Annotated in this window: 16 protein-coding genes; 6 read left to right on the top strand and 10 right to left on the bottom strand. The window is 63.7% G+C overall.

Translation table 11 applies throughout. The features are described 5' to 3' along the window. Window positions 1-31: 31 nt before the first annotated feature. Window positions 32-907 (top strand): DMT family transporter, encoded by an 876-nt coding sequence (locus tag BXE_RS27245; protein ID WP_040125427.1) that lies wholly within the window; start codon window positions 32-34, stop codon window positions 905-907. A gap of 50 nt (window positions 908-957) precedes the next feature. Here the strand turns inward: BXE_RS27245 and BXE_RS27240 are convergent, their stop codons facing one another. After that, complete coding sequence (locus tag BXE_RS27240; protein WP_011491349.1) at window positions 958-1,956, bottom strand: L,D-transpeptidase; 999 nt, start codon at window positions 1,954-1,956, stop codon at window positions 958-960. Between the two features lie 439 nt (window positions 1,957-2,395). Here BXE_RS27240 and nadE point away from each other — a divergent pair, with 439 nt between their 5' ends. Next, window positions 2,396-3,256, top strand: a complete 861-nt coding sequence (gene nadE, locus BXE_RS27235; RefSeq protein WP_011491348.1) for an ammonia-dependent NAD(+) synthetase — start codon at window positions 2,396-2,398, stop codon at window positions 3,254-3,256. A 117-nt stretch (window positions 3,257-3,373) separates the two neighbouring features. On the opposite strand, the gene BXE_RS27230 is transcribed toward nadE, so the two are convergent. The 6 genes from BXE_RS27230 to BXE_RS27210 all read right to left on the bottom strand — a co-directional run bounded on the left by BXE_RS27230 (window position 3,374) and on the right by BXE_RS27210 (window position 8,785). Then, entirely contained in the window at window positions 3,374-3,640 is a 267-nt protein-coding gene (locus tag BXE_RS27230) for a hypothetical protein (protein WP_011491347.1), read from the bottom strand. A gap of 5 nt (window positions 3,641-3,645) precedes the next feature. Further along, the gene (locus BXE_RS46670; protein WP_167540887.1) at window positions 3,646-3,804 is read right to left on the bottom strand and encodes a hypothetical protein; all 159 of its coding nucleotides are present in this window, start codon (window positions 3,802-3,804) and stop codon (window positions 3,646-3,648) included. A 280-nt stretch (window positions 3,805-4,084) separates the two neighbouring features. Beyond that, a complete protein-coding gene (locus BXE_RS27225) occupies window positions 4,085-4,435 on the bottom strand; it encodes a hypothetical protein (RefSeq protein WP_011491346.1) in 351 nt (116 codons plus the stop codon). A gap of 112 nt (window positions 4,436-4,547) precedes the next feature. Then, on the bottom strand, window positions 4,548-5,207 hold the full coding sequence (locus tag BXE_RS27220; protein WP_011491345.1) for a hypothetical protein: 660 nt from the start codon (window positions 5,205-5,207) through the stop codon (window positions 4,548-4,550). A gap of 267 nt (window positions 5,208-5,474) precedes the next feature. Then, the gene (locus tag BXE_RS27215) at window positions 5,475-7,130 is read right to left on the bottom strand and encodes a S10 family peptidase (RefSeq protein ID WP_011491344.1); all 1,656 of its coding nucleotides are present in this window, start codon (window positions 7,128-7,130) and stop codon (window positions 5,475-5,477) included. Between the two features lie 95 nt (window positions 7,131-7,225). Beyond that, complete coding sequence (locus BXE_RS27210; RefSeq protein WP_011491343.1) at window positions 7,226-8,785, bottom strand: S53 family peptidase; 1,560 nt, start codon at window positions 8,783-8,785, stop codon at window positions 7,226-7,228. Window positions 8,786-9,088: 303 nt separating this feature from the next. On the opposite strand from BXE_RS27210, the gene BXE_RS27205 reads away from it, so the two are divergent. Continuing rightward, window positions 9,089-9,598 (top strand): DUF1993 domain-containing protein, encoded by a 510-nt coding sequence (locus BXE_RS27205; RefSeq protein WP_011491342.1) that lies wholly within the window; start codon window positions 9,089-9,091, stop codon window positions 9,596-9,598. 113 nt (window positions 9,599-9,711) lie between these two features. On the opposite strand, the gene BXE_RS27200 is transcribed toward BXE_RS27205, so the two are convergent. After that, on the bottom strand, window positions 9,712-10,032 hold the full coding sequence (locus BXE_RS27200; RefSeq protein WP_011491341.1) for a YnfA family protein: 321 nt from the start codon (window positions 10,030-10,032) through the stop codon (window positions 9,712-9,714). A 135-nt stretch (window positions 10,033-10,167) separates the two neighbouring features. On the opposite strand from BXE_RS27200, the gene BXE_RS27195 reads away from it, so the two are divergent. Next, window positions 10,168-10,341, top strand: coding sequence for a DUF1289 domain-containing protein (locus BXE_RS27195; protein ID WP_040124866.1), 174 nt, complete (start codon window positions 10,168-10,170; stop codon window positions 10,339-10,341). A gap of 91 nt (window positions 10,342-10,432) precedes the next feature. Here BXE_RS27195 and BXE_RS27190 read toward each other — a convergent pair whose 3' ends face one another. Further along, on the bottom strand, window positions 10,433-11,074 hold the full coding sequence (locus BXE_RS27190; protein ID WP_011491339.1) for a LysE family translocator: 642 nt from the start codon (window positions 11,072-11,074) through the stop codon (window positions 10,433-10,435). 156 nt (window positions 11,075-11,230) lie between these two features. Between BXE_RS27190 and BXE_RS27185 the strand changes: the two genes are divergently transcribed. Both BXE_RS27185 and BXE_RS27180 read left to right on the top strand, forming a co-directional pair. Further along, on the top strand, window positions 11,231-11,698 hold the full coding sequence (locus BXE_RS27185; protein WP_011491338.1) for an Lrp/AsnC family transcriptional regulator: 468 nt from the start codon (window positions 11,231-11,233) through the stop codon (window positions 11,696-11,698). A gap of 66 nt (window positions 11,699-11,764) precedes the next feature. Next, complete coding sequence (locus tag BXE_RS27180) at window positions 11,765-11,998, top strand: hypothetical protein (protein WP_011491337.1); 234 nt, start codon at window positions 11,765-11,767, stop codon at window positions 11,996-11,998. A gap of 202 nt (window positions 11,999-12,200) precedes the next feature. On the opposite strand, the gene BXE_RS27175 is transcribed toward BXE_RS27180, so the two are convergent. Further along, window positions 12,201-12,677: an OsmC family protein gene (locus BXE_RS27175; protein WP_011491336.1), complete on the bottom strand. Its 477-nt coding sequence runs from the start codon at window positions 12,675-12,677 to the stop codon at window positions 12,201-12,203. Window positions 12,678-12,713: the final 36 nt, after the last annotated feature.

The following is a 12,713-nucleotide window of genomic DNA, read 5'->3' as shown; positions in this document are numbered from 1 at the left end:
TGCGAACCTTTTCGCCCCACTCTTTTTCCCGATGCTCGCTTCCTTCATCGCCACCGTCTTCGTCGTGTCGTGGTCGACCGGTTTCGTGGTCGCCCGCGCGATCACGCCTTACGCTGATCCCAATCTCTTCCTGCTCGCGCGCTTCGGCGGCGCAGCGCTGATCTTCGCGCTGGCCGCGCTGGCTGCACGCGCCGCATGGCCGGGCGGCCGCGACATCGGCAAACATCTGCTGGCGGGCGCGCTATTGCAGGGTGTGTATCTCGGCGCCGGCTACTGGGCCGTCGCCCAGGGCCTGAGCGCGGGCGTGATGGCACTGCTCGGCGCGCTCCAACCGCTGGCGACGGCCGCCGTCGCGGCGCCGCTCTTCGGCGAACGGCTGTCGCGGCGCGGCTGGGCCGGCATGGCGCTCGGTCTCGCCGGCGTCGTGCTGGTGCTCGAACCGAAGCTGGCGTCGAGCGCGGCACCGGCACCGCACGGCAGCGCGCCCGGCTGGCTGGTCGTGCTGATCTCGATCGCCGCGGTCGGCGCGATTACAGCGGGCACGCTGTACCAGAAGACCTCGCTGGCGAAAGCCGACATCCGCAGCGCGAGCGCGGTGCAGAACTTCGGCGCGGCGCTGGTCGCGGGCGTGTTCGTGCTGGCGCTCGGCGAACATCGCTGGATTGCGTCGCCTACGCTGTGGGCGTCGCTCGCGTGGGGGATCGTGATGCTCTCCGGCATCAGCGTCACGCTGCTCGTGTGGATGGTCAGACGCGGCGACGCGGCACGTGCGACCGCGTTGATGTTTCTCGCTCCGCCGCTCGCCGCGCTCGAAGGTTATGCGGGCTTCGGCGAGACGCTGCTGCCGGTGCAGATCGCCGGTTTCGCCGTGGCGCTGGTCGGCGTGTTGCTGACGCGCTCACGCTGATTCACGCTGATTTACGCCGAATTACGCGGCCGCGAATCAGTCCACCAGAATCAGTCCGCCGTGTCCGCGCCGGCCGGCACATTCGCGCGCGCCTTGCTGCCGGGCGCGGGCGCCCACGCGGGACGGCTCTTGCGCTCCGAATCCACCACGACGATGTAACGTCCGGCCCACGGCGTCACCTGCCGATCGCTCTTCAACACCCACAGTGATCTACCGGATTCGACGAGCGCCGCATATTCGGCGTCGAGAATGCCGTAGTGATCGAGAAACGTATTGAGCGATGCGGGAATCCGCACGCAGCCCTTCGAATGACGGATGCCGAGCAGCGGTTCGAGCCGGTCGGGGTCGGTGGCGTGCATCTGGAAACGCATCTGCGACATGCCGCCTTTGCCCCAGCCGCGCTCGCCCTGCGCCCAGCCAAGGTCGAAGATCCGCATGTCGCGCTTGCCATAGCCGCGAATATGGTTTTCGTTCAGCGTGCCTTCCGAGCGGAAATCCATGTTGGCGGGCGTATGCTCGAACACACCGAGCGGCGTGATGAAGTGGTCGTACTCGCCCGGCCGTCCCGTCGAAACCGGCGACGCGCCGATCAGTTGCCAGGTGTCGGCCGGCGTGGCGCGAAAGTAGATGAAAAGCGCCTGCACGTTGGCGTTGCGATCGACCAGCACCACATACTCGCCCGACAGATCACCCAGCATGTGTGCGCCGAGCGCCGCTTGCAGCCGGTCGGCATAGGCTCGCTGATCCGCCGCCGGCACTTTCAGCTTGCGTGTGACGCTCTGCGCGAACACGTCCCGCAGCATGAACGCGCGACGCGGGTCGACCACGCCGGCGGCATCGGGCGCGGCGACAGCGGACGCATTGACGGCCGCCGGCGGACGACTCGCCGCGCCTGGCGCGGAGGTTGCAACGGGTGCCGAAGCCGCGATCGCCACGCCGCAGGACAACGCACAAAAAATGGCGCCCAGTCCAAGCCGCAGCGCCCCCGCCAGACGGCGGAAAGAAGGCAATACGCGCGCGCTGCTCCGCACGGAAGGTGGATACGACATACACGGCACATCGCGCGCATGATCCACCGACGCGAAGCTCACACGGTCCAGTGCAGACCGGCCAGGCCAATTGGAGTAGTTCATCGCGTAGTTGAGCAAAACCTGATTATTATTGTCTGCTCGCCGGCTTATGCGGCGCTCTCGGAACGAGGATGTTACTAAGCACTTCTCGATCTGTCGATAAAGATTCGACGATTAGCCATATAGCCGTAACAATCGGACATATTGGCCGGATCAGCGCAGCGAATTAAAAGCGGCGCAATGGCCAATTAAAGGCGATTAGCGGCGATAAACTGCAAAATACGGCTGCGTCGCAGCGCATGAACAGGAACTGCCTCATCACAACCCGCGCACTGCCCGGCCTGATACGGCCGTTGCGCGCGCAACGTTTTTTTAGCCGTTCGACCCGCGCGCGGGCGCGCAAGGAGTAAGGAAAATCATGACCCACCAGGATCCGGCCGCACGCCAGGCGAGCATTTCTGAAGAAATGCATATCGGCGCCACATTCGATGCGGAATATGAAATCGAACGCCGGGTAACTTTTCTCGTGAGTTATCTGCGCGGCAGCGGCCTGAAAACGTATGTGCTCGGGATTAGTGGCGGCGTGGATTCGACCACTGCCGGCCGGCTTGCGCAACTCGCGGTCGAGCAGTTGCGCGCCGAACATTACGAAGCGCAATTCGTTGCAATACGTCTGCCTTACGGTGAACAGAAAGACGAAGCCGACGCGCAACAGGCATTACGTTTCATTCGCGCGGATCAGAATCTCGCCATCGACATCAAACCCGCGGCCGATGCCATGCTCGCCGCGCTGGACAGGAGCGGCGTGCTATTCAACGACGAATCTCACCAGGATTTTGTGCACGGCAATATCAAGGCGCGCCAGCGCATGATCGCGCAATACGCGGTGGCCGGTGCGCGGGCCGGCGTGGTGATCGGCACGGATCACGCGGCCGAATCGGTGATGGGCTTCTTCACGAAGTTCGGCGATGGCGGCGCGGATGTGCTGCCGCTCGCCGGACTCAACAAGCGTCGCGTGCGCGCGGTGGCGAAGGCGCTCGGCGCACCGGAAGAGCTGGCGCACAAGGTTCCGACAGCCGACCTCGAAATGTTGCGTCCGCAACGGCCCGACGAGGATGCCTACGGCATTCCGTACGATGCTATCGATGATTTTCTGGAAGGCAAAGCCGTGAGCGATGCGGCGCGCGCGACTATCCTGCGCTATTACGACGTCACGCGTCACAAGCGGGCGTTGCCGTACACGCCGTTCGATTGGCCGATGCAGGCAAGCGAAGATTGAAAAAAGTGATGGGAGCGCAGGCAATGCGCCAATGTGCCCACGAAGTTGGCGCGCGCAATGCGCCCGCCGCGGCACGCTCGTCTCGCGCCACATGCAGATACGCGCGACTGCGCCTCTTCAATGAGACGCCGGCGGTTCGTCGGTGAACAGATCGGCGCTGGCGTCAAGCGTCAGCCCGCCCAACTGCTTGCCGTGAATCTGCCGGGCGATCACTTCGCCCACGTAGGGCACTTCGGCGTCCAGTTCGACCGTGGCGTACGCGCCCGGCTTGCCGGCGTCGACCACCTCGATGTTTTTCGCGTAATGCCCGAGTTCGTGCTTGAGGAATTCCCGCACTTCCTGCTCGCTGCACGACTCCGCGATATTGCGAACGGTCAGGTTCATGCAGCCTACCCTCGGCGCGCGTTGCGCCCTGTGCCGCGATCAGCGGCCTGCACGCGCACCGGACGCAATGCGGCACGCTGTTTTGCCTGCGCGACGGCGAGTTGGTGGATCAATGCGGCGCCGGCGGCGCCCAAAGCGGCCAATGACAAATAGAAGGCAACCATTTAATTCTCCCCTGCGAAATTCGTCCTGTTTTCAGGATAGCCACGATCGACAGCAAAAGCGATGTGAGACGGCGGTGTCAAAAACAGATCTAAACCGCCATTAATGCACTGTACCTGAATAAGCGGCGGCAAAAATAGCAATACAGCTGTTCATTTTCCGGTACTGGCCCGGCAAACGCGCCGAACGTCGTAGACGCCGGACGCAAAAACCGGGCTGCGCTCATGCATGGCTGCGGCATCCTGCGGGGGACGTGCGCAAAAGGCGGGCTGATCGTCGTGATCAGTCCGCCGCTTGCACATTGGCCGAACTCACCCACCACGCGTTCTTCCCCTGCGGCAACTGAACCAGCACCGCGGACGGATCGTCGACACCGTCGTCGGCAACTTCGCATACTGCGAGACCGTCAGGCAGGCGTTTCACCTCGCCGGCCGACTGGAACAGCGCAATACGTTGCGCGCTCAACGGTCGCAACTGACGATACACGTCAAAGCTGATTGCCGCCGGCACGTCGCCGCGAATGTGCAGCGTGTCGGCCTTGCCGCAGCGTACCGGCTCCGCGGCGAACACGGCGGTGCTGCCGAACAGGCAGCCCAAAGAAAGCGCCATGACGGCAAGACGTGAATGGATCATGATGATTCTCCGAAAACGGGATGGGGCCACGGCTTGCGAACCGCAAGCCGTGCGAATGAACGACCGCGCGCGACCGGGGCGAACCGGCTGTGCCAACCGGCCGCCTTCATCCTCATGGCGGGTTGTCGCGTCCGCCGCTGCGGCCATTGTCACCGCCGGTCGCGACGTCGAGCCGGCTGACGTCGCAAGAAGTCTGGCTGAAGCCCGAATAAACCACCGACCAGTTGCCGACAATCGCGGCCTGCGCTTCGGCGAGGCTCAATTTGCCTTCGCAGACGCAGCGCTTGAGCATGACCGCCGCGCGCGCCTTGCGGCGCTCGCCCTGCTGGCCCGCCCACGGCAGGAGATCGAGATTCGAAGGTGCGTCCGGCGAACCGCCGAGCACGATAGGCACACGCCGGTCGAGCGCAAAGGCAACGCCGTTATCCGCATCGATGCCGCGCGCGGCAAGCAGGCGGTCTTTGCGCGCCATCAGTTCGTCGAACGGCGGCGCAACCGTGTCGGCATAGCCAGGGCGGCAAATCGTCTCGCCCACCGATTGCTGTGTGACGCGTTCGTCGAGCATCGCGGCATCTTGTGCGCGGGCTTCGCCCATGCACAGCGCAAGCAATGCCGCCAAGCCGAGTGCGAGTCCGAGCGCAATGCGCGCGCCGCGCAGAGGGCGCGCATTGCCGCGCCGGCGGGGCAGCGCCGACGGAGCCGTTTCATGTGTACTGCCGGTCGGGTCGCGGAAGTGGTGAGTGCGACGCCTGTCTGCAATGCCTGCGTTCATTCGTCGGCGCACCGGGGGGCGGCGCGCAATAGTTCAATTCGCAGACCAATTAAAACACATTCAATATGAATAAGTAACAACGCGAGGCCATTTCCGCAACATGCAGGTGGATGTCGCGGACTTCAGAAGCTGTCGAAACCGGCGGCCCCACCACGCACGCGCCGCCAATCCGGATGGGCCGCCTGGCGCCGACCGCCTGCCAATCCCGCGACGTTCACCATCGCGCGCGTGATGCCCGCGACACCACGCGCCTACGTCAATATGCCGCTACCTCTGCACCCGTGCCTGCAGCGCGCGGATCCGGGTCAGCGCCTGCGTGTCCGACACCGTCGTGTCGTACATCTTCGCGAGGTCGGCCTTTAGCGCGGTGCGCGACCCGCCGTCGAGATAAACCATATGCCCCGACGGATAAAAGCGCGCCGACAGATTCTGCCGCACCTGCTGGCTCAGCAGCGGCATTTGCTGCAAATCGAGCACGGTCTGATAAAACGGCGTGACGTAGTCGAAGAAACCGTTCGCCGACAACACCTTCAGATCCGGATTGAGCGCCATCACCGCCGCCAGGTCGCCTGCCGTGTACAGGATAATGTTGCCCTTCGCGTCGAGGCCCTTCTGCGCGCCCGTCGGGTCGATGTGGCCGAAGTCCCAGTACTGGAAGGCCTGATCGTTCAGGTCGGTGAAAGACGAATTCGACGTGTACTTCAACTGCTCGTTCAGATACACGTTCCACATCGTCGTGTAGACGCCGGTGACCGCCGTCATGGTCGGGTCGTTGCCGCCCGAGTTCGGGTCGATCTTGCCGGCAATGCCCGTGCCGATCGCCGTCACCCGGCCGTCATACTCGCCGAGCGCGAGACCTTTGGACTTCAGCAGCGTAGTCAGGAAGAGCGAATTGCCCCGGCTGTCATACGACGCGATATCCAGACTCCAGGCAAGCAGCGTCGTTTTATCGATGCCGGTGTACTCGCTGAGTTTTTCGACCGTTGCCGCGTCCGTGGCCGGAAATTTGCGCAGCGCGGCCAGATAGTCGGTGCGCGCGAACTGCGCCACTTCTTCGGCGAAGGTGCCGAGATCGGTCGGCCGCGGGGCGATGCCGAGCTTCTTGTGATACCAGGCGTCCGCGGCCGCCGTGGGCAGCGCGCCGACCGGGTTGCCGGACTGCGTGTAATCGAGAATCGACGATTGCAGCGTAATGCCGTTCAGATCGACGCCGTCTTCGTGCAAGCGGTACGCCAGCACGCAACTGCGCGCCGTGCCGTACGACTCGCCGAACAGGTACTTCGGCGAATTCCAGCGGTTGTTCTTCGTCAGAAAGCGCTTGATGAACTGCTTGATCGAGTCGGCGTCCTGATCGACGCCCCAGAAGTCGCGGTTCTTCTTCGGCGCGATCGCCGCCGAATAGCCGGTGCCGACCGGGTTGATGAAGACGAGATCGCTCTTGTCCAGCAGGCTGTCCGGATTGTCTTCCATCGAATACGGCGCAGGCGGCGTGAAGCTCGGCATCGAAGTCTTGATGCGGCGCGGCGCGAACGAGCCCAGCAGCACGAACACCGACGAAGACCCCGGGCCGCCGTTGTAGAAGAACGTGACCGGGCGGGCCTCCTCCTTCTGGTTGTCCTGCGTGAACGCCACGTAGAACATCCGGGCTTCCGGCTGCGAACTGCTCGGGTCGACGATGACGAGATGACCCGCTGTCGCCGTGTAGTTGATCTTGCGGCCGCCGATGGTGATCGAATGATGCGTGATCGCGGCAGTCTCGGTCGTGTCGGTGACGGAATCGTCCGGCCCGTTGCCGTAGGCGACCGGATCGAAGAACGGCTGATCGCCGGCTTTGTGCGGCGTGCCGGCGGTAGCCGCTGCGGCCGAAGCGTGAGAATTGTGCGACGACTGCGGAGTAACGGAAGCTGACTCGGTGTTCGTCATGATCGCTCCAAGGGTTCGTTCACGTCTTGTACGCCGTTCGCAAAGCGGGCCCGCAGAATCTGCAAGCGGACCTGCTTCGGGGCGTGTGTTGCAGACTATAGTGCGGCCGCCACCTTCTGACCATTGGGACTGCCGAGGCCCGTGCAGGCATCCCAGCCCGCCGATGCCGCGAAGCTGCCGTTGTTGCCTTGCGTGATGTCGTTGCACACGCCCGGCGTTCTGTACAGCTTCGGATTGATGAAACCGGCCGGCTGCCCTTTCGCCGCATTGATGCGGGCGATCAGCGCGGCCCACAGCGGCGCGACCGCACTGGTGCCGCCGACCACCGTCTGCGTACCGTCGATCAGTACGCTGTAGCCGGTCACCGGAGAAGCGTCGCCTGCCACGTCCGGCACGCCGCGCCCGCTGAGCGCCGTCTTGCCGCCGCTCGACGCCGTGGCGGACAAGCCCTTCTGCCATGCCGGCACCGGAAAGGCACGGCTCACCCCGCCACCGCTCGCCCCGCCTTCCGCGCCGTCGTTCCACACCGCCTCATGCGAGATCGAGGTGCCCGACGCGGTGAGGTTCGTGCCGCCGCAAGCCAGTACATACGGGCTCGACGCCGGGAAGTCCACCTGGTCGCCGCCGCTCGCGCCGTCGCTCGAACCGCTGTCGCCCGACGCCGCGCACACTGTCACACCGAGCGCCGCCGCCGACTGCAGCACGCCATTGAAGGCCTGCAACGACTGGCTGGTCCAGTTGGACTCCGGCCCGCCCCAACTGATCGAAATCACCGTTGGCTTGTTGGTCGTGTCGTGCACCGCGCGGCTCACCGCGTCGATGAAACCGGCGTCGCTGTTCTGCGTGAAATACACCGCAATCTTCGCGCCGGGCGCGATCGCGCCGACGATCTCGATGTCGAGCGTGACCTCGCCGTCCGGCCCGTTCGGATCGCCGCTCGGCTGATTGCTGCCCTGATCGACGCCGACCGACTTCACCGTGGGCGACGCCACGCCGAGGCTCGCGAAGTACGACTTGAGATCAGCCGTGTCATACCCGCCGCCCAGTTCGATGATGCCGACGCATTCGCCGCCGCCGTCTCCTTGCGGAAAATGATAGAGCGACGCGAGTTGCGGCGGAGTGAACGAAACCTGATGGCCGCGGGCCGGCTGGAACGGCGGCCGGATGCGGAAGTGCGGCCGCGCCTGCGGGCGGTTGTCGAGGCCCATCACGGCCTCCACCACGCCGTGCAGATCGTCCGGCACGCTGATCGTGCCGGTGCGGCCACGAAACTGGCCGGCCGTATGATGTTCGTAATGCTCCAGCTTGACGGCGAACGCGTTCTGGAACTGCGCGATCGTGCCGCCCAGCACGACCGAGCGCGCGGCCGCATCTTCGCGCACCACCGTCAAGCCGTGTTGGGTGGCAAAGGCCTTGACCTTGGCGATGTCGTCCGGCGCGGCGCCGTAGTCTTTTGCGAGCGCCTCGCGCGAAATCGGCTTGACGCCAGGATCGCCGGCCTCGATCCTGCTCATCAGCGCGTCGAACTGCGCCTGCTGCTGACGGCGCAACATGACGAACACTTCGATCCGCTCCGCCGGATCGCATTGCCCCACGACTTTCGAACCCTGTTCCACGGTTCGTTCACTGCCCGGCAGCGGGTGCTTGTTGACCATGATGTCGACTCTCCAGTTAGCGCGACGGTACGCTCCACCCAGTGGACCAGCACGCCACGCGCCTGCACAACCTCATTGCCTGAAGCCGCAAGCAGGTTACTGTTTCAGGGACTGCGTCAAACCGTCCGACCAATCCATTCAAACACAGTTCCGGCCTGCGCGGCAGTTGTCCGGATGGCTAACGGCGAGTCGCATCCATGCGCGGACCTCGGCGCTCGCGCTATGATGCTGCAGCGGCAATCCAGCCGTTACATTGCCTCGCGCGCCAGCCGCGCGCACGATCAAAGAATCAGAGGAAGCCCCATGTCAATTTCGATGTATCAAGCATCATTGCCCGTGTTGATCCGCGGCCTGACGAACCTGCAGGTCGTTCTGGGCAAGGCCGAAGCGCACGCTGCCGCGAAACAGATCGAGCCCTCGGTGTTCACCAGCGGCCGGCTCGCGCCGGACATGCTGCCGCTGACACGCCAGGTCTATATCGCGAGCGACACCGCGAAGGGCTGCGCCGCGCGTCTGGCCGGCGTTGAAGCGCCGAAGTACGAAGACTTCGAACAGACTTTCGAAGAACTGCATGCCCGCCTTCAAAAGACGATCGATTATCTGAAGGAATTCAAGCCGGCCCAGATCGACGGCTCGGAAGAGCACGAAATCACGCTGAAAATGCGCACGGGCCCGATCGAGTTTACGGGCCTGTCGTATCTGCTCGGTTTTGTCCTGCCGAACTTCTTTTTTCACATCACGACGGCGTACGACATTCTGCGTCACAACGGCGTGGAACTCGGCAAGCTCGATTATCTCGGCGGTATCAAGTAAAAAGTAAAGCGCGCGCGTTGCATGAACTCACGGCTTGTGCATACGCGGTATGAGCGTTGAGGAGACGCGCTTGCGTAACGCGGCAAAGAGACGTGAGCCGCGCTCCGGCAAGCTCACACGCGCGGCTGGAACGCAATGATCGCCATGCCGGCCAGCGTAAAGACCACACCTGCCGCGTCCCACAGCGTGGGCCGCACCTTGTCGACGCACCACAGCCAGGCAATCGCCACCGCCACGTACACACCGCCGTAAGCCGCATACACGCGGCCTGCGGCGGTGCCATGCAGGGTCAGCAGCCAGGCGAACAATGCGAGGCTGAGCGCGCCCGGCACGAGCAGCCAGATCGAACCGCCCTCTTTCAGCCACCGCCACGGCAAATAGCAGCCGACAATTTCAGCAACGGCGGTCACGGCATAAAGCAGAAAAGTCTTCATCGATAGGTGCAGTAAGTGATGGCGATGCCACAGACAATGCGCGGCACTCTATCGGCTTTATTAACACAATCACTTTGCGTGCGGGCATGGCGCATGCGAGAGTCTGCGGGGTCCTCTCTTTAATTGCCCTTCGCCATGAGTATCGCGTCACCGTGCATCGACATCTGCAAGTTCGACAGCAAAACCGGTTTCTGCATCGGCTGTCTGCGTACCCGCGACGAATGCAAAAGCTGGAAGAAGATGAAAGACAAGCATCGCAGGAAAATCATCGAGGACCGCTCGCGGCGCGAGCATAAGCTGAGCCGGTGAACGGCCCCGGCGCTCTGCGTGCAGCGACGATCTGCGTCAGGCGCGTCGCGCCATATCGGCATCGGGCCAGCCGGTATCGGTCCGGTGCAAGTCAGTCCAGCGAAAGCCGCAAGGCGAAGCCGATCAGCGCCGCCGAGAAGGTCCAGCGCTGCAGCGTTTGTGCGAGCGGATGAGCCCGCATCCAGTTGGCGATGCGGGCGGCGCCGATCGCATACATCGCGTCGAAACACACGCCTACGGCGAGCAACACGAGGCCGAGTTCGACCATCTGCAAAGCCACCGGCCCCGCCTCCGGACGCACGAATTGCGGCAGCAGCACCGAACAGAACAATAGCGCTTTCGGATTCAGCAAATTGGTCAGCAGACCTTTGACAAAAGCAGCCCGCAGCGGACGCGACTCGCCGCCGGCGGCAGCGCCTGCAGTGTCCGCATCAGGCAACGCGAACACCGGCGAACGAAAAATCTGGATGCCCACCCACGCGAGATAAACGGCGCCGCCATAACGCACCACGTCGTATAGCCACGGTGCGCTGCGCAACAGCGCCGCCACGCCGCATGCCGAGAGCGTCACGTGGGTTGCGCGCGCGAGACCGAGTCCGCCGGCAGCCGCGAACCCGCTGCGCGCGCCGCGTCCGATACTGGTTTGCAGCAGCAGCGCCATGTCCGGCCCCGGCACGGCGTAGACGACGAAAAGCGCTGCGATATAGACGGCGAGCAGGTGTGCGGAAATCATCGAGGCCTCCTGTTTTTCAGGCCTCTATCTTGCTATTGCCGACGGAGGGTTTGTTGGCGATTTACCGGCCCGTCAGCTTTGCCTTTGGGGGAATGCGCTAACATTGCGGCTTACACCTATCTTTTCCTCCAATCCGCCGCCAGTATTGCCAAAGCCATGACAACCGAGCTCGATAAAACAGACCGCGCGATCCTCGCCGCGCTGCAGAAAGATGGCCGCATGTCGAACGCGCGGCTGGCCGAAACGGTCGGCCTGAGCGAAACGCCGTGCGCGCGCCGTCTCAAGCGCCTTGAAAACGACGGCTATATCGACCAGTACCGCGCGATGCTGTCGCGCTCCGCGCTCGGCTTCGGCGTGGTGGCCTTCGTCTATGTGCGCTTTGCCGTGCACGACCGCGCGGTGGCGACGCGCTTCGAGCGCGAAGTGCAGGCCATCCCGCGGATTCTGGCGTGTCACAACGTGTCGGGCAGCGCCGATTACATCCTGCAGGTAGTGGCACGCGACCTCGACGACTACGGCACGTTCATGCGCGACGAGATGCGCAGTCTGCCGGGCGTGACATCGGTGGAATCGGCGCTGTCGTTGCGGGAGGTGAAGGCCAACGGCGGCTTGCCGCTATCCTGAGCGCGAACATGGCATAGTCACGCCTTTGAAACGGCGCGAGCCGACCAGACGAATTCGGAGTTTTTCATGGATCACGAACAGGCACGAGCCGAAGAAACCGCCGCGATGGCGCGTGTATTGACCGCAACGCAGCGGGTGCAGTCGGCTTTCGCGTCGCTGCAATCGCAATTTCCGCCGGCCGGCAGCGGCAAGCCTTCGCAGTTTGCGCTGCAAACCTTCGACGCCGCGCTGCAGGAGCTCGAAGACGCGCAAGCGGCGTTTGACGAACTGCTTGGCGATCTGCTCGACGGCAATCGTTGAGAAGCCATCCAAAGCGACGCCGCCTACGTTTCACCGCTGCATGTGCGCGTGTTTCGAAAACACGCTGTGGCGTCGTGGCCGTTGAAACCGTTGCTCTTGCCCGCGCCAGTCTCGACTCACCGCCGAGCAGCCGGACGCCACGCAATTCCATGCTTCCGCGCATGCCCGATCGATCCAGAAGATCAAAACGAACGCGCCCGGCTCAATGCCCGTCCGTTTCGATCACCGGCTCGCAGAGAATCGGAAAGTTGACCGAGTTCGCGATATAGCACTTCTCGTGCGCAACATGATGCAGGTGCGCCGCGAGTTCGGCATCGCCGCCCGCCCGAATGACGACGTGCGGGCGCAGAACGATCTGCGAAAAACGGCCCTGCTCCGGATCGTCGAGCATGGTGCCTTCGGCGTTATCGCGATACGCGGTCACGACGATGCCCGCATCCGCGCACAGATGCAGATACCACAGTTGATGGCAGGCGCTGGCCGAGGCGACCAGCAGGTCCTCCGGATTCCAGCGCTTCGCGTCGCCGAGAAAGGCTGCGTCCGATGAACCGGGAAGCTCGGGTTTGTTGCCCGCGGCAATCACATGATCGCGCCCGTAGTCGCGGTATGCCGAAGTGCCGCTTCCGCGATTGCCGGTCCACTGCACCGATACCTTGTACTTGTGCTCGCCGTACGCCATGCCAACCTCCCTGTTTCGAACCGGTTCAGTTGCCTG

It is taken from the genome of Paraburkholderia xenovorans LB400, assembly GCF_000013645.1.
Taxonomy (GTDB): domain Bacteria; phylum Pseudomonadota; class Gammaproteobacteria; order Burkholderiales; family Burkholderiaceae; genus Paraburkholderia; species Paraburkholderia xenovorans.
The sequence above is the reverse complement of the archived record's forward strand: the minus strand, read 5'-3'. Positions and strand labels throughout refer to the sequence as shown.

Excerpts from the sequence above, each read along its gene's own strand:
- BXE_RS27185 (WP_011491338.1), top strand. The coding sequence starts at position 11,231 with ATGACAACCGAGCTCGATAAAACAGACCGCGCGATCCTCGCCGCGCTG.
- nadE (WP_011491348.1), top strand. The coding sequence starts at position 2,396 with ATGACCCACCAGGATCCGGCCGCACGCCAGGCGAGCATTTCTGAAGAA.
- BXE_RS27200 (WP_011491341.1), bottom strand. The coding sequence starts at position 10,032 with ATGAAGACTTTTCTGCTTTATGCCGTGACCGCCGTTGCTGAAATTGTC.
- BXE_RS27205 (WP_011491342.1), top strand. The coding sequence starts at position 9,089 with ATGTCAATTTCGATGTATCAAGCATCATTGCCCGTGTTGATCCGCGGC.
- BXE_RS27210 (WP_011491343.1), bottom strand. The coding sequence starts at position 8,785 with ATGGTCAACAAGCACCCGCTGCCGGGCAGTGAACGAACCGTGGAACAG.
- BXE_RS27180 (WP_011491337.1), top strand. The coding sequence starts at position 11,765 with ATGGATCACGAACAGGCACGAGCCGAAGAAACCGCCGCGATGGCGCGT.
- BXE_RS27220 (WP_011491345.1), bottom strand. The coding sequence starts at position 5,207 with ATGAACGCAGGCATTGCAGACAGGCGTCGCACTCACCACTTCCGCGAC.
- BXE_RS27190 (WP_011491339.1), bottom strand. The coding sequence starts at position 11,074 with ATGATTTCCGCACACCTGCTCGCCGTCTATATCGCAGCGCTTTTCGTC.
- BXE_RS27215 (WP_011491344.1), bottom strand. The coding sequence starts at position 7,130 with ATGACGAACACCGAGTCAGCTTCCGTTACTCCGCAGTCGTCGCACAAT.
- BXE_RS46670 (WP_167540887.1), bottom strand. The coding sequence starts at position 3,804 with ATGGTTGCCTTCTATTTGTCATTGGCCGCTTTGGGCGCCGCCGGCGCC.
- BXE_RS27240 (WP_011491349.1), bottom strand. The coding sequence starts at position 1,956 with ATGTCGTATCCACCTTCCGTGCGGAGCAGCGCGCGCGTATTGCCTTCT.
- BXE_RS27230 (WP_011491347.1), bottom strand. The coding sequence starts at position 3,640 with ATGAACCTGACCGTTCGCAATATCGCGGAGTCGTGCAGCGAGCAGGAA.
- BXE_RS27225 (WP_011491346.1), bottom strand. The coding sequence starts at position 4,435 with ATGATCCATTCACGTCTTGCCGTCATGGCGCTTTCTTTGGGCTGCCTG.
- BXE_RS27175 (WP_011491336.1), bottom strand. The coding sequence starts at position 12,677 with ATGGCGTACGGCGAGCACAAGTACAAGGTATCGGTGCAGTGGACCGGC.
- BXE_RS27245 (WP_040125427.1), top strand. The coding sequence starts at position 32 with ATGCTCGCTTCCTTCATCGCCACCGTCTTCGTCGTGTCGTGGTCGACC.
- BXE_RS27195 (WP_040124866.1), top strand. The coding sequence starts at position 10,168 with ATGAGTATCGCGTCACCGTGCATCGACATCTGCAAGTTCGACAGCAAA.